General features: G+C 67.3%; 8 protein-coding genes, 1 tRNA gene and 1 pseudogene. 9 read left to right on the top strand and 1 reads right to left on the bottom strand.

Going from position 1 to position 18,360, the window contains the following annotated elements; all coding sequences use genetic code 11:
* The first annotated feature begins 86 nt into the window (after nt 1–86).
* On the top strand, nt 87–11,753 hold the full coding sequence (locus HNQ70_RS06630) for an LPD38 domain-containing protein (protein WP_183965595.1): 11,667 nt from the start codon (nt 87–89) through the stop codon (nt 11,751–11,753).
* A gap of 323 nt (nt 11,754–12,076) precedes the next feature.
* Here HNQ70_RS06630 and HNQ70_RS20615 read toward each other — a convergent pair.
* Nucleotides 12,077–12,499: pseudogene (locus HNQ70_RS20615) on the bottom strand (DNA cytosine methyltransferase); the annotation flags it as partial.
* Nucleotides 12,500–12,691: 192 nt separating this feature from the next.
* Here HNQ70_RS20615 and HNQ70_RS06620 point away from each other — a divergent pair.
* The 8 genes from HNQ70_RS06620 (at nt 12,692) to HNQ70_RS06585 (ending at nt 18,300) form a co-directional block, all read left to right on the top strand.
* Nucleotides 12,692–13,222 (top strand): hypothetical protein, encoded by a 531-nt coding sequence (locus HNQ70_RS06620; RefSeq protein WP_183965593.1) that lies wholly within the window; start codon nt 12,692–12,694, stop codon nt 13,220–13,222.
* Nucleotides 13,223–13,275: 53 nt separating this feature from the next.
* Nucleotides 13,276–13,353 (top strand) — tRNA-Ile (locus HNQ70_RS06615).
* A 274-nt stretch (nt 13,354–13,627) separates the two neighbouring features.
* Nucleotides 13,628–14,701 (top strand): tyrosine-type recombinase/integrase, encoded by a 1,074-nt coding sequence (locus HNQ70_RS06610; protein WP_183965591.1) that lies wholly within the window; start codon nt 13,628–13,630, stop codon nt 14,699–14,701.
* Nucleotides 14,694–15,431 carry a hypothetical protein gene (locus HNQ70_RS06605; protein WP_183965589.1) on the top strand — a complete coding sequence of 246 codons (738 nt, stop codon included), beginning with the start codon at nt 14,694–14,696 and terminating at the stop codon, nt 15,429–15,431. The genes HNQ70_RS06610 and HNQ70_RS06605 overlap by 8 nt, the downstream gene beginning before the upstream one ends.
* A 127-nt stretch (nt 15,432–15,558) precedes the next feature.
* A complete protein-coding gene (locus HNQ70_RS06600) occupies nt 15,559–15,768 on the top strand; it encodes a hypothetical protein (protein ID WP_183965587.1) in 210 nt (69 codons plus the stop codon).
* Nucleotides 15,765–16,061: a hypothetical protein gene (locus HNQ70_RS06595; protein ID WP_183965585.1), complete on the top strand. Its 297-nt coding sequence runs from the start codon at nt 15,765–15,767 to the stop codon at nt 16,059–16,061. Before HNQ70_RS06600 ends, HNQ70_RS06595 begins: the two co-directional genes overlap by 4 nt.
* The gene (locus tag HNQ70_RS06590) at nt 16,061–16,597 is read left to right on the top strand and encodes a DNA-primase RepB domain-containing protein (protein WP_183965583.1); all 537 of its coding nucleotides are present in this window, start codon (nt 16,061–16,063) and stop codon (nt 16,595–16,597) included. The genes HNQ70_RS06595 and HNQ70_RS06590 overlap by 1 nt, the downstream gene beginning before the upstream one ends.
* 5 nt (nt 16,598–16,602) lie before the next feature.
* On the top strand, nt 16,603–18,300 hold the full coding sequence (locus HNQ70_RS06585) for a phage/plasmid primase, P4 family (protein ID WP_183965581.1): 1,698 nt from the start codon (nt 16,603–16,605) through the stop codon (nt 18,298–18,300).
* The last annotated feature ends 60 nt before the right edge of the window (nt 18,301–18,360 follow it).

The raw sequence follows: 18,360 nt of genomic DNA, 5'->3' as shown, positions 1-18,360 counted from the left end.
ACTTTGCGAGGGTGTCTATGGCGCGCGATCTGTTCGAGGAAGCTGGCATTGTGATGGCTCCGGCTGCCAAGCAAGGCGGCCGAGACTTGTTCGAAGAGTTCGGCGTCGCGGCGCCGGCCCCGGACAGGCCCGAGCGTAGCGCTCTGCGTGGCGCGGCTGACGTAGCACTCGAGGTCGTCAGCGGCGGCATCAAGGGCATCAAGTTCATCTCGGACGCGGCCGGCGCGGACAACGTCGTCTCTCGCGGCCTTGGCGCCGCAGACGACGCCGTCAAGGGGCTGCAGAGCCCGCTTGCTCAGTATGAAGACCGCCAGGTCTCGCAGATCATGCGCGAGGCCGAAGACAAGGGTGGCCTCGAGCAGGCCGGGCAGGCGCTGCGAGCCGCTGGCGTCGCGCCTGTTCGCATGAGCCTTGGTGCGCTGGCCACCGGGGCGCCGGTGATCGCAGCGTCCATGATCCCGGGCGTGCGCGAGGCGTCTTGGGGCGCTCGTCTTGCGGCTATGGGAACGCTTGGCGCAACGCAGGGCGCGGGCGTCGTCAAGTCCTCGATCTACGAAGGGGTGCGCGATCGCGCCCTGCAGGAGGGGCTTGCGCAAGACGAGGCGCAGGCGGTGGCCGAGCGCGCTCAGCGCTACACCGAGAACCCCGGTCTGATTGCAGGCGGCGCAGCTCTCGGCGCAGCGGCCAGTGCAACCGGCTTCGAGCGCTCAGTGGCGCAGATCCTCGGCCGCAAAGCCGCCGAGCAGGCGGTGGCCCGCAGCGCTGTCGGGTCCGTGGCCAAGGGCGTCGTCAAGGAAGCGCCGCTGGAGGCAACGCAGGGCGGCCAGGAGAGATACGCCACCAACGTCGCCACCGACCGAGCCGGCTTCGAGACCCCGGCATTTCGCGGCGTCGTCGGATCAGCAACGCTGGAGGGCACGCTGTCTGCGCCCGGTGGCGCCATCGGAGGCGCGCTGGACTACGCCGGCAGCCGCCGGCAGCCGCCCGCCGAAGGCCCAGATCCGGCCGCCGAGCCTGCCGCCACCCCAGTCGCCGACCAACCCTCGGCCCGCCCCACGCTATCGGCCGAGACCGTGCAGGCCACCGCGCAGGCCCGCCTGGATGCGCTGGAGCGCAAGGCCAACGGCACGCCCGAGCAGACCGTAGTCGGCCCGGACGGCGCCTCGCTGGTGGTCCCCGGCGAGCAGCCGCAGTACCTGAACCTCGAAGAGCGCCGCGAGCGCACGTTCCTGCGCGAGAACCTGGGCGAGCCGCAGCGCTTGGCCGACGGCCTCGGCGTGACGGTCGGCACGGCGGCGACGCCCGAGGCGCGGCTGGTCGAGTTGGATCTGCTGTCCCAGGTTCGCGGTCTGTCCGAGCCGGAGCGCGCGGAGTTCGATGCGCTGCTGGCGCAGTTCGACCAGGAGGATGCCGATGGCGGAGATGGCGCAGTTCCACCCATGGATCCAGGAGCCGATGGAAGCGGGGCTGCTGACGATGCAGCAGGCATGGGCGCTGGAGTGGGAGTTGATGGTCGACCCGAGCCCGGCGTGGTCGGATCCGGTCCTGCCGCTGGCACGGGTGGCGAGGCTGTACCACCTGGACGTGACGCAGAGCGTGCCGCAGTAGCACCTGCCGCACCTGCGGTGCCGGATACCGCACCTGCGGTGCAGGCGACCGCACCTGCGGTGCCAGAGGCCACAACCGAGGTGGCGAGCGCCCCAGCAGAGGTGACAGGTGCGCCGGCGGTGCAGCCTGCGCCGATCACCCGCGAGGCGAAGCTGCCCCTTGGCTCGACGGTCTACGACGGGCAGGGCAACCCCTGGCGAGTGCAGAACCGGCGCAGCGGTATCCTGACCCTGCAGCCGATCGTCGGCGGGACGCCGGACACGAAGGCGGCGCAGCGCTTCGTCATCGACCAGGACAAGGCGCCGGCCAACAGCGGTGCGCGCGTGGAGCCGCTGTTCCTGCAGGCGCCGGCTCAGGGCCCGCAAGCTGGCAGCACGCCCACTGGAGCCGAAGCCCCGGTGGGAGAGGCGCCGGCCTCGGGCGAATCGGGAGTATCGCCGGCGTACGCCCGCCGTGTGTTCCGCGGATCGGGCCGCAAAGACAAGGGCAGCGTCTACAACGGCGGCAGCACGCCGATCCTGGGCGACGCCGCCTACTACGCTCTCGACGAGAAGACCGCGTCGAAGTTCGGCCCGAACGTCGAGGCGCGGGACGTTTCGCTGCGCAACCCCCTCGTCATTGATTCAGACCAGAAGTGGCGCGCGCTGACGCGCGAGGCCGGCGACGAGGAAACGGCGGCCAACGCGGACGCGGTGGCCGGGATGCTGCGCGACCGCCTCGAAGTGGCGCGCAGGGATGTTGGACCCAAGCAAGGGGCAGGGGATGCTGGCACTGGAGTCGGGGGTGTACCGAGAGCGGACCTGGGAACCGCAGTTCAACCAAGTGACGGCCGACCTGGTGGAGCAGGCGATCAGGCAGGGCGTGCTTTCGCCGGAGGAGGTGGCGTTGCTGGCGACACTGGACTTCCGCGACCCGAAGGTGGAGACGCCGCACCGCAAGGTCTGGCTGCTCCGGCTGGAGACGGAGGGGGCGCCCGTCCAGTAGTCCTGCAGAACCGCGATCGCTCCGGCGTGGCTTCGGTCACGCAGATGCAGTCGATCGCGGCCAACCCGGACCCGCGGCGCCTGTCGTTCTCGCGCGACTTCGGCTCCGGTGCGCCGGTGGTGTTCTCCAACTTCGACGAGGCCCGCCTGGTCGATGCGCAGCTTGGGCGAGAGGACACCATCACCGATTCGCAGGGCCGGCAGTACGCGATCCAGTACGCGGTCATCGAGGCCGACGAGGTGGTGGCATCGAACGCCGCCGACGGCACGCCCAACGACCTGTACGAGGACAGCGACACGCCGGGCCTGATCCGCGCGGTGGCCGGCAACGGACGGATGGCCGGGCTGCAGGAGGCGTTTCGACGCGGCACCGCTGCCGGCTACGCCCAGGGCATCGCCGCCGACACGGCGCTGCACGGCATTGACCCGGCGGTCATCGACGCCATGTCGAACCCGGTGCTGGTGCGCATCATGCGCGCGGACGACGTGACACCGGACATCGGGGATCGGTCCAACGTCTCCGGCGCGGCGCGGCTTAACCCGGTCGAGCAGGCCCGCACCGACATGGCGCGGGTGAACCTGGAGGCGCTCGATTTCACCGAGGCGGGCGACCCGACCCCGGCGGCGGTCAAGGCCTTCGTGGCGGGCATGCCCGAAGCCGAGCGGTCCGAGTTGATGACCCGCGACGGCGCGGCGGGCCGGCAGGCGATCGACCGGCTGATGGCGGCTACCTTCGCCAAGGCCTACGGCGACGAGCGGCTGGTGGAGCTCTACGCACAGGCGACCGACCCGGACGCGCGTAACGTGCTGTCGGCGATGGCGCAGGCCGCCGGCGCGATGGCGAGGCTCGAGGGCATGGGCGACCTGGACGTCCGGTCCCTGGTGATCGACGCGGCCAACATGGCGGTGAACGCCGCGCGCAACGGGGTCAGCCTGGCGAAGTTCGCGCAGACGCCGGACATCACCCTGGCGCCCGAGGTGCGGCCGATCGCGGAGACGCTCGCGGCCAACGCGCGCTCCGCGAAGCGGATGGCCGAGGCGCTGCGTTCGCTGGCCGACCTGGCGTACAGTGAGGCGACGAAGGAATCGGCCGACATGTTCGGCGAGGTGCCGCGGCGCACGCGCGGCCAGGTGATCGAGGAGGTCTTCGGTGGACAAAGACGAGAAGGCGGCGCGGACGCTGTTCAGAACGCCGGCCGGGCAGGCGTGGATGAAGCAGGCGCTGCAGGGCAAGGTGACGCCCCAGGCCAGCGCGAACCTGCAGGCAACACGGGCCAACCTCAAGGCGAACGAAGCGACCGACCCGCGGACGGGCAAGACGACGCCTTCGGGCTGACGTCCTACACGCTCGACGAGCTCGCGCAGCGCGACGCGGAACTCGAGCAGACACAAGCAGACCAGCAGGCCGAGCAGGACCGGCGCGCCTCCGCTCCACCGGCGGATGACTTCGTCCTGTCGGGGTCCGACCGCCCGGCTGATCAGGCTGCGGCGCGTGGGCAGATGGAGCTTGCTGAGGCGCCGGCCACCGAAGCCGCTGCGCCGGTCGATCCCACGCAGCTTGAGCGCGACTACCGGACCTATCCGACGCAGGTGCGCAAACAGATTGCCGACAACGGCGCAAGCGCCGCCCTGTACCGTGCTGCCGGTGCCCGGTCTGCCGATGCGTTCAGCACCTTGCCGATGGACGACCAGGCTGCGGCCTACGTGAAGTTCGTCGAAGCCGGCGGCGCTCCTGCGTCCGGGCTGCCGCAGGACTACAACGCATGGGTGATGGCTCAGGAGCGCGACGCGGAGAATCGGCGCCTGCAAGGCGACCCCGTCGTCCGGCAGGCCAACGGCAAGGCGTTCGCGTCTCGCGCCACTGCCGAGCGGTTCATGCGCGATCACGATCTGTCGGACACGCACGAAGCCCGCGAGACGGTCGGCGGATTCGAATTGCGTCGGCTGCCGGAGGCCCAGCGGCCGAGCGCCATACGGAGGCTTGCGGAGCGCCAGGCGGCTGACCCTGAGACTCAGCGACAGGAGCGAGCGTTCGCGCGCGCCGAGGAAATCGGCACCGCTGCCGATGCCGCAGTCATGGCCTACGAGAACGGCGAATCGACCATCGAGGAATTCGAGGCCGCACTGGACGCCGTGGCGCCCGCCGCTGCCGCGAAGCCCAAGCGCACCAAGCCCGCTGCCACCGACCAGCGCATCGCCGACTACTTCGCCCCCGGCAACATCGTCCCGAGCTACGGCGGCGGATTCGATCGCGTTCTGGAGTTCCGCCCCGGCGAGGACGGCAAGTGGTCCGTGAAGGTCGAGGCGGTCCGCAAGGACGGTGACGCGTGGGTTGCTGACGGCGGGCCGCGCGATGCGCGCTGGCACTCGACGGCGCCGGATCAGCGGGCGTTGACGAAGGGGCCGGAGGAGCGCGCGCCGGCCGATGAAGCGCCGAAGGCCGAGGCCGCGGCGGGGAAGCAGGCCACGCCCATTTCCGACTTCGGGTCGAAGATCGGCGGCGCACGCAAGGACACGTCGACGCCGACCGGCCCTCGGGGCACCAAGCAGGCCGACGACCGACCGGGCTGGCGCAAGCGCTACTCGGTGAGCCAGATCGCGGCGAGCAGCCGGCTGTCCGAGGTCGGCCGCTGGACGATCCACGACGAGCGCGTGAAGGACCGGCTGGGCCAGGCCAAGCAGGTCGGCCGCGACAGCTACGCGACGAAGGAAGAAGCCGAAGCCGCGATCCCGCTCGCCGAGGTGGCTCGCAACCATCGCGCCGTGCCGGCCAGCACCAAGCAGGGTGAGTCGACGGTCTACGAGATCGTCCGCGACGTCACCGACCGCAAGCGGGTGAAGGTGGTCGATCAGCAGTTCGTCACGCGCGAGGACGCGCTGCGATACATGATCGAGCACGCGGTCGAGATCATCGAGACCAAGACGAGCTTCGGCGAGGAAATCCTGCCGACGCCAGAGACGGTCATGCGGAAGGGCCCCCCTCGGCGCACGGCCGATTCCGTCGGTGAGGACTTCCAGAGGGCATTCGGGTTCCGGGGCGTGGAGTTCGGCAACTGGAACAACCAGGCCGAGCGCCAGGAGGTGATGAACCACGCCTATGACGGTCTGATGGACCTGGCCGAAGTGCTCGGCATCCCGCCCAAGGCAATCGGCCTGGACGGCGAGCTGGCGCTCGCGTTCGGCGCGCGCGGCAACGGTCTCTCCGGCGCCCGAGCGCACTACGAGCCCGACTATGCCGTCATCAACCTCACGAAGATGCACGGCGCCGGGTCGCTGGCCCACGAGTGGCTTCATGCCGTCGATCACTACTTCGCTCGGCAGGATGGCAAGGCGAAGTCCGCGCGCGTGAAGAACAAGCGCGGCGACGACGTGTTTCCGACGCAGGGCACCGAGCAGGCGATGGCGAGTCACGGCTTCGGCTACAAGTCGGCGGTCCGCCAAGAGGTGCGCGACGCCTACAAGGCAGTCATCGAGACGATGTACCGCAAGGCCGAGCAGTTCGTCGAGGACACGCAGAGGGCCGACAGGTTCGTTGCCAACGCCCGCAAGGATGTGCAGACGCGACTGGTCTCCATCCGCCAGGACCTTGCCGAGCAAAAAGACCCGCGCTACTGGAAGCGCAAGAACGCTCCGGCAAGTGCCGAGCAACTGGCCGCGTTCGATGAGATCTCCCGCAAGATCGTCGACGGCGAGATGCTGGAGACCACGCTGGTCCCGGTGAGGTCGGCGACGACCCGCAAGACACTCGGTTCGATGCGCTGGTCGAACGACGCGCTCGAGCGCATCAGCGCGATACTCAAGGACGTGCGCGGCCGGGGTGGGTTCGATTCCACCAACCAGTCAGGCGTGCTCGACCGACTGCGGCAGGAGATGGGCAACTACAGCCAGCGCTTGAAGATGCTGGCTGACGCGCAGTCCGCCGAGGTGAAGTCCCGCAAGGTGCCGACCGAGTACGCGATGGCGGCCAAGAGCATCGACCAGGGCCGTGCGTCGGACTACTGGTCGACGCCGCACGAGATGGCGGCGCGTGCTTTCCAGTCCTACGTCTTGGACAAGATCGCGGAGCAGGGCGGCGAGAGCGACTTCCTGACCTACGGGCCGGAGAACGTGGTCGTGCCGACGCCGTGGGGCTGGAAGCGCCCGTTCCCGGCCGGCGCGGAACGTAAGGAGATCAATGCCGCGTTCGATGCCCTGTTCGCCACGATCCAGACCCGCGAGACCGACACCGGCGTGGCGATGTTCAGTCGCTCCGAGGAAACGCGCAAGGCCTACGAGGCGAGGATCGACGCGCTGTTCGCCGGGGAGAAAGCGGCCCGAGTTGGAGCGAAGGTGCTCGATCGCTCGGACATGCTAGACATGCTCGGGCTTGGCGGCGGCCCCGTGCACCTCGCCGAGAGCAAGGTTCTGGACGGGCGAGATAATCATCCGCGCATGACCGCCGAGGCCTGGAAGAAGATCCCGCAGTGGATTGAAGATCCGGCCGCGGTGTTCGAATCCGATACCGTCTCCAGGCGGCTGACGTTCATCGCACCGGAGACGGTCGGCGGGGCACCTGTCATCGTGATCGTCGAGCCGAACGTTGACGTCGGAGCGGCTGATCTGCGCGTCCACATTCTCGTGAACGCCTATGACAAGGACGGCGGGAAGCCGCCGTTCGGTCGGTGGATGCGCGACGGACTGGCGCGGTACGTGGACCAAAAGAAATTCCCGACCATCCTGGCGCAGGCTGGGCTCCAATTGCCCAGTACCACGCAGAACAAGCCGGGAACGAGGAAGATTCTAACCGAGAAGAACCTCGCTGGCTACCGTCGCGCTGCGATGAGCCGCGGCGCCGGCCCGGGCCTTTCCGTGGAGGCAGCCACCAGCATCGCCGCCGCGGTGCGCAAGGCCTGGGCGAACGGCCCCGAGGTCGTTGTCGTTGCCGACATGGCCGACCAGAAGATTCCCCAGGCGGTCCGCGACGCGGACGCCGAGCAGCGCTCGCGCGGCGCCACCGGCGAGCCGGAAGGGTTCTTCTACGGCGGCAAGGTCTACCTGGTGGCTGGCCAGCTCGCCACGCCCGCCGACGTCGTCCGGGTGCTGTCGCATGAAGCGCTGGGCCACTACGGCCTGCGCGGCCTGTTCGGTGACCGCCTGGCCGGGATACTCGATCAGATCGGCCTGGTGCGCCGCACGGAGGTGATGGCCAAACGGCAGGAGTACGGGCTGCCCGACACCACGGCGGGCCGGCGCGTGGCGGCCGAGGAGGTGCTGTCCGTCATGGCGCAGACCAACCCGCAGCTGGGCTTCGTGCGCCGCGCGGTGGCGGCGATCCGCACCTGGCTGCGCGGACTGGGGCTGGACCTGCGCATGACGGACGACGAGATCATCCGCAGCTTCATCCTGCCGGCGCGCCAGTGGGTGCAGCGTGGCGGTGCCAGGCCGGCGGCCGGCGAGGTGTCGATGTCGCGCGGCGAGCAGGTGCACGCCGAGATCGACGAGGATACCGAGGCGCTGCTCGAGGAGTTCGGCCTGCCCGCGGGGTCCAGGGAGGAAGCGCAGCGGGCGCTTGCTGCGGGCGATCGCGTGTTCGTGGCCGCGGAGATGGACGAGCAGGCCATCGAGGTGCTGAGCGTGCGCGGGCTCGAAGGGTACACGCCGGACCAGATGCTGGTGCTGCGGCGCGGCGATGGTATGGCGTTCTCCCGCTCGGCAATGAAGAGCGCGACGGCCAACATGGATCGCGGGCTGAAGGCGCTTGCGCAGGCGGTCATGGGCAGGACCACCGTGCATCGAGCCATGTTCAGAAACGGACTTGGCTGGGTGGACTTCGTCTGGGGAGACGAGGGTACGGTCAAGTCGGACGGCCGCACCAAGGGCGCAAAGGGCCTCTCTCACATCGTCGAAGCTCGCATGCGCAAAGACGGGTTGACCGAGAAAGAGGCGATCGGCGTGCTCAGCGAGATGGTCCGAGCGATCGCCGCTGGCGGTGAGACCAAACGACGCCAGGTTGGCCGTTCAGTTTCTGCCACGTTCGAGCACGACGGCTATCGAGTGGCTTTGGTGAAGACCCACGGTGCAAACGCGTGGGTCGTCACGGCATTCGAGATTGGGCCAGATGCGCGCCCGGCGGGGTATGCCACCGCTGCGCCTACGCAAACCGCCGCTTCGCTCTCCCGCGACGGAATGGGAGCTGGGCCCGTGGCCCCCGGTGACACCGTCCCATCACTGGGTCGGGCTACGCGCGGTGACTCTACGAATAGAGGCGGCACTGCGGGAGCGGGAAGCCGAGATAGTATGGCGCCCGGCAGGGAAGATGGCAACGCCATGTTCTCCCGCTCCACCCTGGGCGACACCCCGCCGCCGTCCACGCCGCCGGCCAATCGCTGGCAACGCCTGAAGGCGCGCGCGATGGAGCTGACCAGCCCCGAGGCGCTCGACAAGCTGATCTACGAGCTGCAGGACAAGTTCATCGACCTCAAGCGGATCCGCGACCACATCGCCGCGCTGGGCGGCACGGTCAACGATCTGAACGACGCCTACCTGGGAGAGGAGCTGTACCACAAGCGTCTGGCCAAGCGCACGCAGGACTTCCTGAACGACGAGGTCAAGCCCCTGCTGGCCGAGCTGCGCGCCACCGGCACGGGCATCCAGGACTTCGAGCGCTTCCTGCATGCGCGCCACGCGCCGGAGGCCAACCGCGTGCTGGCCGAGCGCAACCCGAACCAGGAGATGATCGACGCCAGGCGCGCCCAGCTGGCCGCCGACGTCCGGCAGCTGGAGCTCGACCTGCAGCGCGCCACGGCACGCGGCACGGCCACCAAGGCCATCGAGCAGGCGCTGGACACCGCGCGCGAGCAGCAGCGCGTCTGGGGCCGCGTGCAGGCATTCCGCGGCACCGAGGCCGAGCGCAACGCTCTGTCCGGCATGTCGGACGACGAAGCGCAGGCGCTGATGGACGGGCTGCCGCCCGGCCGGCGCCAGGTGCTGGAGTCGCTGGCCGCCCGGGTCGACGCGATCAACGGCAAGACGCTGGATGCCCTGCAGAGCTACGGCCTGATGGACAGGGCCAGCCTGGACGCCTGGCGGGCCACGTACCAGTTCTACGTGCCGCTGCACCGCGACGAGGCCCACGCCGACAGCGGGGCGCACCCGATCGGCCAGGGGTACTTGAGCAAGGGCGATGCGGCCAAGCGACGCACCGGCTCGACCGAGCAGGTCACGAACATCCTGAGCCACGTGGTGATGCAGCGCGAGGCGGCGCTCACGCGCGGGGAGAAGGCGCGGGTGGGCAAGCAGCTGTACCTGCTGGCCGCGCAGAACCCGGACCCGAGCCTGTGGCAGGTGGACAAGCCGCCCAAGATCCGGCGCGTGGACGAAGCCACCGGCACCGTGGTGACGATGGTCGACCCGCTGTACAAGCAGAAGCCGAACGTGCTGATGGTGCGCATCGGCGGCAAGGACGCCGCGATCGTCTTCAACGAGCGCAACCCGCAGGCGATGCGCCTGGCAGAGGCGCTGCGCAACCTGGACGTGGGCGACCTGCACTTCCTGGTAGGCATGGTGGCCAAGGGCACCCGCTGGTTCGCCTCGGTCAACACCCAGTACAACCCCATCTTCGGCCTGATCAACTTCGCGCGCGACCTGGGCGCCGGCGTGCTGAACCTGTCGACCACACCGCTGGCCGGCAAGGAGCGCCAGGTCGCCCATGGCACATTCGCGGCGATGCGGGCGATCTACCGCGACACCCGCGGCAAGGCGCCGGCCAACGCGCAGTGGGCGCGCCTGTGGCAGCAGATGCAGGACGACGGCGGCACGACCGGCTACCGCGACCTGTTCGTGGATGCCAACGATCGGGCCAAGAAGCTGCAGCGCGAGCTCGGCGCGCTGGATCGTGGGCAGGCCAGCAAGGCAGCGCATGCCGTGCTGGATTGGCTGTCGGCCTACAACGAGACGATGGAGAACGCGGTCCGCCTGGCGGCCTACAAAGAGGCGCTGGACATGGGCATGAGCCGGCCGCGGGCGGCCAGCTTGGCCAAGAACCTGACGGTCAACTTCAACCGCAAGGGCCGGCAGACCCGCGAGGCGGGCGCCTTCTACGCGTTCTTCAACGCGGCGATCCAGGGCAACACCCGGATGTTCCAGACGCTGCTCGGGCCGGCCGGCAAGAAGATCATGCTTGGCGGCGTGATGCTCGGGGCGATCAACACGCTGCTGGGCATGGCGGTCATGGGCGGCGGCGACGAGGACGAGTGGGAGAAGATCCCCGAGTTCATCAAGGAGCGCTCGATCATCATCCCGGTCGGCCGCCAGGACTACGTCACCATCCCGATGCCGCTGGGCTTCCACGTCCTGCCCAACATCGGCCGCACTGCGGTCGAGATGATGCTGGGCGACCCGGACAAGACCCCGGGCAAGATGGTCGGCAAGCTGCTGATGACCCTGGCCGAGGCGTTCAACCCGCTCGGCTCGTCGCAGGATCTGCTGCAGATGGCGGCGCCAACCGTCATCGACCCGGTGGCCGCGCTGACGCAGAACCGGGACTGGACCGGCAGGCCGATCTACCGTCCGGACTACAACAGCCTGGACCCGACCCCGGGGCCGCAGCGGGCCAAGGACACCGCCTCGACGCCGTCTCGGGTGATCGCGGAGCTGCTGAACATGGCCACCGGTGGCACCGAATACCGGCCGGGCGCCATCAGCTGGACGCCGGACCAGATCGACTACGTGTTCGGGCAGCTGACCGGAGGCCTGGGCCGCGAGATCCTGAAGCTCAACCAGACGATCGTAGCGCCGATCACCGGCGAGGAGCTGCCGGCCTACAAAATCCCCCTGGTCGGCCGGATCTACGGCAACACCCGCGGCCCGTCGGCGCAGTCCGAGCGCTTCTACGAAAACGTGCGCGAGATCAACGAGATCGAGAACGAACTGCGCGGCCGAGCCAAGGCCGGCCAGGACGTGCAGGAGGTGCTGCGCGAGGAGCCGCTGGCCCGACTGATCGGCGCCGGCAACGCGGCCGAGCAGCAGATCCGCCGGCTGCGTGAGCAGCGCCGTGCGGTCTCGGAGCGCGCCGAGCCGGGATACCGCAACGAGGTCGCGGAAATCAACGAGCGCATCGGCGGGGTGATGGCGGTGCTCAGCCGCCAAGTGGGGGAGGCCAAGCGGGCAGAGACGGTGGAGTAGAGCGGGCGAAGTCGGGCGAATCCTGAACCGGCGCGGCAACAGCTAGCCGATCCAGGCCGCCTGCAGCGCGGTATCCTCGCGCCTGATCCGCTGCATGAAGGCGCCGTGTTACTGGAGGGAAGCTTGCCTGCTACAGCAAGTCGAGGGCTCGGAATATTGGCCCGGTCGTTGTCGATCGTTACGGACGGATCCGGGAAGGGCTTCGAGTACGGCAACCGGTGGCAGTACCACCCCCGGTCCGATCGCCATTCAAAGATTGCGTGCTGGACCCGCTCGCGGCGCTGCGGCAGGCCGAAAGAATAGCTGTCGACCACCCGGTACGCCCATCGATAGCCGAGGCGCTCGAACTCGTCCACGATTGCGCGCATCGCGCCACCGCGCCCGAGCTGGAGCATGAACGGCACGTTCTCGACGATGACCCATGGCACTGGACGGCGGCGCGCCTTTCTGTCTTCGATCAGACGGAACACCTCGCCAATCAAGCCGCTTCGATGCCCGGCCAACCCGGCAGTCCGGCCGGCCTGGCTCAGATCCTGACAAGGGAAGCCCGCGGTGATCAAGTCGATCGCGGCCGGCAGACGGTCGTAGGCGACGACATCGTCGACCAACTCGGCGCCGTGGAACCTCGCGCGAAGCACGGCCTGAGCTGTCGGCAGGATCTCGCAAAGCACCTCCGTTTGATGTCCCGCCTTCGACAGGCCCAGCTCGAACCCACCGATGCCGGCGAACAGTCCTGCAACTTTCATGCTTCGCTTTACCTGTGAATTTCGACAGCGATTATGGCCCAGGCCAAGGCACCGTGCCCGCGCTGCTCATGTTGATCGAGCCGTTCTCGGCGTGACTGGGCGGTCAAAGCGCCAGCAGTGATACGCGAGTGATACGGCAGTCCGGCGAGCCGCGCCGATGCTGGCCCCGCACTCCCTGAGCTATCATTCAACATGGACATTGACGACGCAGACAAGCACGCCGTTCGCGCGATCATCGAGAAGTACGGACTGACCGACGCCGGCCGCCTCGCTGAATTCTTTGCCGCAAATGATCTTCGCTTGCCGTACCGTAGGGAACGTCCAGGAGCGAAGGAGAACCCTGTGCTCTATAGGCGCTGGTCCGGGATGATGTCGCGGTGCTACAACCCGAACGTCGTGTCTTATAGGCACTACGGCGGACGCGGAATAAGAGTCTGCGCGCGCTGGCATGACTTCGAGAACTTCGTCGCCGACATGGGGGAACCGCCGGAAGGGATGTCGCTCGATCGTATCGACGTGAACGGCGGGTACTCTCCAGAGAATTGCCGATGGGCAACGCAGCAAGTTCAGGTAGCCAACCGCCGCCCGGTGAAGCGCGGCCCATCAAAAGGCGTCCTCCGGACGATCGCCAAAATGGAGCGCTGGGCAAACGAGAAGTTTGGGCGCGATCTCGACGGGGACCTGCTGCCTGACCGTGGGGCCGTTTCTGCCAGGAGCGCATAGAATCCATACTGTCTATGCGCCCAGTGCGCAGTTCTAAGTGGTTGATTTAATTCGGGCCTCTAGCTCATGACGGTTAGAGCAGCGGACTCATAATCCGTTGGTGCCGGGTTCGACTCCCGGGGGGCCCACCAGTATTGGCGCGGGTTTCGGCGGTAGTGGGTACTCAACAATTCCCCCGGTGGGACACTGGTGGGACAGTTGACCACCCGCCGTTGCCCACGACAGCCGACCGTTGCCGGCCATGGCAAGGGGGCGGTAAGCTTCCGCCCGTAGTACGAGTAGCACAGCGATGAAACCGATGGTGTGACCGCCGTCGGCGGAGCAACAACTGCTGACCTGCAGGGGTTGTTCCGTCGAATCCGCAGGCAGCCGCTCCGGTCGAAGCCTTTTCCAAAGGGATCGCTGATGGCTACCATCGAGAAGCGCCGTGCTGGCGATGGCATCTGTACTTACCGCGCAAGGGTCCGACTCAAGGGACATCCGTCTGCCACAGCCACGTTTGTTCGCCTGACCGACGCCAAGCGCTGGGCGCAGTCGACCGAGGCTTCAATTCGGGACGGGCGCTACTTCAAGACCGCCGAGGCAAAGCGGCACACGGTCGCAGAGCTGATCGATCGCTACGAGCGCGAGGTGCTCGCCTGCGAACCGAAGAATGCCAAGAACACCCGACGCAACCTGCGGTGGTGGGGCGCGAGGATCGGCCCGCTCACGCTTGCCGACGTGACGCCCGCAGTCATCGTCGAGTGCCGCAGCGCGCTGCTCGCCACGTCGACACGGCGCAAGCGGCCGATGTCACCGGCCACAGTGGCCCGCTACATGGCCGCGCTTTCGCACGCGTTGACCATCGCGGTCAGGGAGTGGCAGTGGCTCGACGATTCCCCGATGCGCAAGGTCAGCAAGCCCAGGGAGCCTCGAGGGCGGGAGCGATTCTTGTCAGAGGATGAGCGCCAGCGGCTTCTCAACGCCTGCAAGGTGTCGTCGCAACAGTGGCTCTACGCTGTTGTCGTTCTTGCGATCTCCACGGGCATGCGTCGCGGGGAGATCCTCACCCTGCGTTGGCCTCAGGTCGACCTGAAAGCCGGGCGAATCTTGCTCCATCAGACCAAGAATGGCAGCTCGCGGGCGGTTCCGCTAAGTGGGGTGGCGCTTGCGCTGATCGCCGACCTCGCGAAGGTCCGCCGGATCGATTCCGACCTCCTATTCTTTGGCGACGACGTATCGAAGCCTTTCGCACTCGACAACCACTGGAGGCGTGCGCTCGAGGTGGCCAAGGTCCATGACTTCAAATTTCACGATCTTCGACATACCGCGGCGTCCTACCTTGCGATGAACGGCGCATCGACCATCGAGATCGCGGCGGTTCTCGGACACAAGACCCTTGCCATGGTTCAGCGCTACAGCCATTTGTCCAGCAGCCATACGGAGGCGGTGGTGGCTTCGATGAACGAGCGGATCTTTGGGCGTATCGCAAATGAGTGACGACCCCTACGGAAGCTTGGGCGAACTACAAGATCCCCAGTGGAGCTCGATCTGGACGTCGTGGTCTGTCGAGCGTCGAGACCAGTACCTGGAAGATGCACGGCACATTCGCATCTACACGTACGACCAGGTGATCGACATCCTGCAAGGACACCCTCCGCGGTCGCCGGGATGGGATCACGCACAGACGTGCCTGAGTGAAAACCGCGCTGCCGTGGAGCGGTTTCGCTACGACGTCAAGCAGGGGCGCATGCCGCCGAGCCCGACGCGCGACGAACTCCGCAGTTGGTGCGAGGCCTGTGGCGTTGACCTGCCAGATCTCATCCGGCCGCGCGAGGAGGAAAGCGACTATGAGCAGGCACCGAAGGCCAGGATCGGTGCCCTTCGTGGCCAGCCTGCCTCCGTCTGGACAGTACTTCCGCAGGAATTCCAGGCGACAAGCGAGACGAAATCCGCGCGTGGCCGGCCGAGAACGACGACCGTCCGGAATCAGGATCTGATCGAGGCCGCCAATAAATACATGTTCGAGATGGCGCGCACCGGAGTGAGTATCAATCTGGCGACGATCATCGAGCACCTGAGCAGCCTCAAGTGTGGGCACGGCATGACGGCTGAGGCAATCAGGCGGCAGATCACGGGGAAACTCCAGAGAGCTCGGGCAGCCGTTGTCGCTAGCCGTTCCGGAGCGGTTGAACCGTGCCCGAGACGTGGAAACTTCAATCGATTCTGATACCGCTGGAAGGTGTCCAGAACCGCTCAGGAGTCGGCAGTACCGCCGGCATTTTTTTCCCTTTTTTCCCTCCGGACAGTAACAACATCGGACGCACATCGCGCCCGAGTTACCGGAGCAGATCGTCATGAAAGCCCCCCAAGGCAGCACGCGGCACATCCCCGCAAACGATTGGCCGAATCACCATCCGTGGCCGCCCATCGGTGGCTTGCGCCACCTGATCTTCAACGCGAAATCCAATGGCTTCGATCAGGTCGTTCGCCGCATCGGACGGCGCGTGCTGATCGACGAGCAGGCGTTCTTCGCCTGGGTGGATCGGAACGGAGGTGCGAAGTGAGCTACTCCCACGGTCAGCTCACCGACGAGCGGATCCGAGCCACCTGCTTCGCGGCGCCGGACCTTGGAGGGGCTCTCGCCCTCGGAGCAGAAGGTTCCGATCCGCTGGTGGTACAGCGCGCCCGGATCGAATCCGAAGGCGCTGCCCTCCCCATGATCGGCTCGCCTGACGGGATGACGCTCACGTACCACATCCTCCGTCGGACCGAGTCGACCCACTTCGACAACCTGATGTCGACCGACCGCATGGGGGCGACGGTGTCGCGGCTGATGTTCGGTTGGAGGACGGCGTGATGGAAGTCGATTTGCTCATGGCACAGCGCTTCCTGGACGCGCTCGATCCCAACGGAGTATTCACGTTCCAGACCTTCGACGACTCGTCCGCCAAGCGCGGGAACCTGGCCCAGGTCCACCACGGGCGACTGAATGAGCATGCCGAGCGCCTCGTCAGCCTCAACCGTCAGGGCGCGGGCATCTTCTTGATGATCAACAGGGGCGACGGCATCGTGCGTCCTGGCGCAAAGACCTGCCGCACGACGGCGAACGTGACGGAAATCCGCTCGCTCTTCGTCGATCTCGATGGATCGCCCATCGAGCCGGTAGTCCCCCACGAACCCTCCATCGTCGTCGAGTCCAGCCCATCTCGCTGGCACGCGTACTGGCTGGTGAGTGGATGCCCCCTGAACGAGTTCAAGTTGCGTCAGCAGCAGTTGGCAGCGAAGTTCGGCGGGGACACGAAGGTCTGCGATCTCCCCCGCGTGATGAGGCTTCCCGGCTTCTTCCACCGGAAGGGTGAACCGTTCATGACCCGCCTGATCCGTCCGGAGTGATCGACATGACCCAGAACAGCAATCTTGGTTCCATTCCTGCGTGCCCGCCCGAGGCACGCCAGTACGCCGAGCTCGTGAAGGCCTTGGGCCTCGAGGCCGTCCGCCCGATTCCGCCGAAGAAGGCGCGCCGCGTGGCACCGGCGGCCAACGACGGCGACCGCAGGATCGTCGAGTCCTCGCGCAACAACACGCTCGCGAGCATTGCAGGCACGATGCGCCGTCGCGGCATGACGCTGGGGGCGATCGAGGCCGCCTTGCAGGCCGAGAATCAGAGCCGGTGCCAGCCTCCGCTCGAGGCGTCCGAGGTGTCGGCGATCGCGTGCAGTATCGCCAGCTACCCGGCGGCTGATCCCGCAGATGCGCTCGGAACGCTGACCGACACGGGAAACTCCGCGCGTTTTCGCGAGCGCTACAAGGACGAGCTGCGCTACGTGCCGGAGCGTGCGAGTTGGCTTTACTGGGAGGGGCAGCGCTGGCGCTTCGACGGCGCCGGGGCGGTGATGGAGCGTGCGAAAGTGGTCGCACGAGCAATCCGCCAGGAGGCGGACGCGCTCGCCGACGCAGAGGCAATGACGCGGGTCGCCCGGCATGGGCTCGCGACCCAGCACGCGGCCAGGCTGAAAGCCATGGTCGAGCTTGCGCGATCGGAAGAGGCGCTCGTTGCGCCGATCTCCACGCTGGACAGCGACGACATGCTGCTCGGCGTGCTGAACGGGGTTGTGGAACTTTCGACCGGCAAGCTGAGGGAGGCGAAGCGGAAAGACCTGATCTCGCGGCAGGCGCCCGTGCACGTCGACCCGAAGGCCAGGTGCCCGGTCTTCGAGGGGTTCCTGGCAACGGTCTTCAGCCGCGACAAGGCGCTGATCAGCTACATCCAGCGGGTGGTGGGCTACGCGCTCACGGGTCTCACCGACGAGCAGTGCCTGTTCTTCCTCTACGGACACGGGGCGAACGGGAAGAGCACCTTTCTGAACGTGCTGCTCGATCTGCTCGGCTTGGACTACGCGCTGCAGACGTCCTCGGAGTCGTTGATGGCCAAGCGGGGCGGCGACGGTGCTGCCGCCTCGAGCGACGTGGCGCGTCTGCAGGGGGTGCGCGTCACCACGGCAAACGAGATCGAAGAGGGGGCTCGGCTGGCGGAGTCGGCGATCAAGCATCTCACTGGCGGTGACATCGTTTCCTGCCGATTTCTCTACGAGGAGATCTTCCAGTTCAAGCCGAAGCTGAAGCTCTTCATCGCGGGCAACCACAAGCCCATCATCCATGGGACGGACGACGGAGTCTGGCGTCGTCTCCATCTGATCCCGTTCGCTGTTCAGATCCCGAAGGCGCAGCGCGACCCGAAGCTCATGGAGAAGTTGCGTGCGGAGCTCCCCGGCATCCTGAATTGGGCGATCAAGGGCTGCCTCGACTGGCAGGCCGGTGGACTGCGTCCGCCGAAGGTCATCACCGATGCGGTGAAGAGCTACCGCGATGAGATGGACGTCCTGGGAGAGTGGATTCGCGAGTGCTGCAAGGTCGATCCGAAGGCGCGCTGGCCGGCAAGCGAGGCGTACCGTGCTTACAGGTGTTGGGCCGAAGAGAACGGCTTCAAGCCGATGTCCTCGACCGCCTTCGGCCGCAAGCTCCGCGAACGCTTCGAGAGGCGCGAGAACAGGGAGGGGCGGTTCTACTTTGGCATCGCCCCGAAGCACGGCGGCTAGCCATGAGGGGCCCCCTGATTGCCTCATTGGTGGGGTGGAGGGGGTGGAGGGTTACGGCCG

The organism is Quisquiliibacterium transsilvanicum, assembly GCF_014202215.1.
In the GTDB taxonomy this organism is placed as follows: domain Bacteria; phylum Pseudomonadota; class Gammaproteobacteria; order Burkholderiales; family Burkholderiaceae_E; genus Quisquiliibacterium; species Quisquiliibacterium transsilvanicum.
The sequence above is the reverse complement of the archived record's forward strand: the minus strand, read 5'-3'. Positions and strand labels throughout refer to the sequence as shown.

Coding starts and splice junctions, on each gene's coding strand:
- HNQ70_RS06600 (WP_183965587.1), top strand. CDS start 15,559: ATGAAAGCCCCCCAAGGCAGCACGCGGCACATCCCCGCAAACGATTGG.
- HNQ70_RS06605 (WP_183965589.1), top strand. CDS start 14,694: ATGAGTGACGACCCCTACGGAAGCTTGGGCGAACTACAAGATCCCCAG.
- HNQ70_RS06585 (WP_183965581.1), top strand. CDS start 16,603: ATGACCCAGAACAGCAATCTTGGTTCCATTCCTGCGTGCCCGCCCGAG.
- HNQ70_RS06590 (WP_183965583.1), top strand. CDS start 16,061: ATGGAAGTCGATTTGCTCATGGCACAGCGCTTCCTGGACGCGCTCGAT.
- HNQ70_RS06620 (WP_183965593.1), top strand. CDS start 12,692: ATGGACATTGACGACGCAGACAAGCACGCCGTTCGCGCGATCATCGAG.
- HNQ70_RS06610 (WP_183965591.1), top strand. CDS start 13,628: ATGGCTACCATCGAGAAGCGCCGTGCTGGCGATGGCATCTGTACTTAC.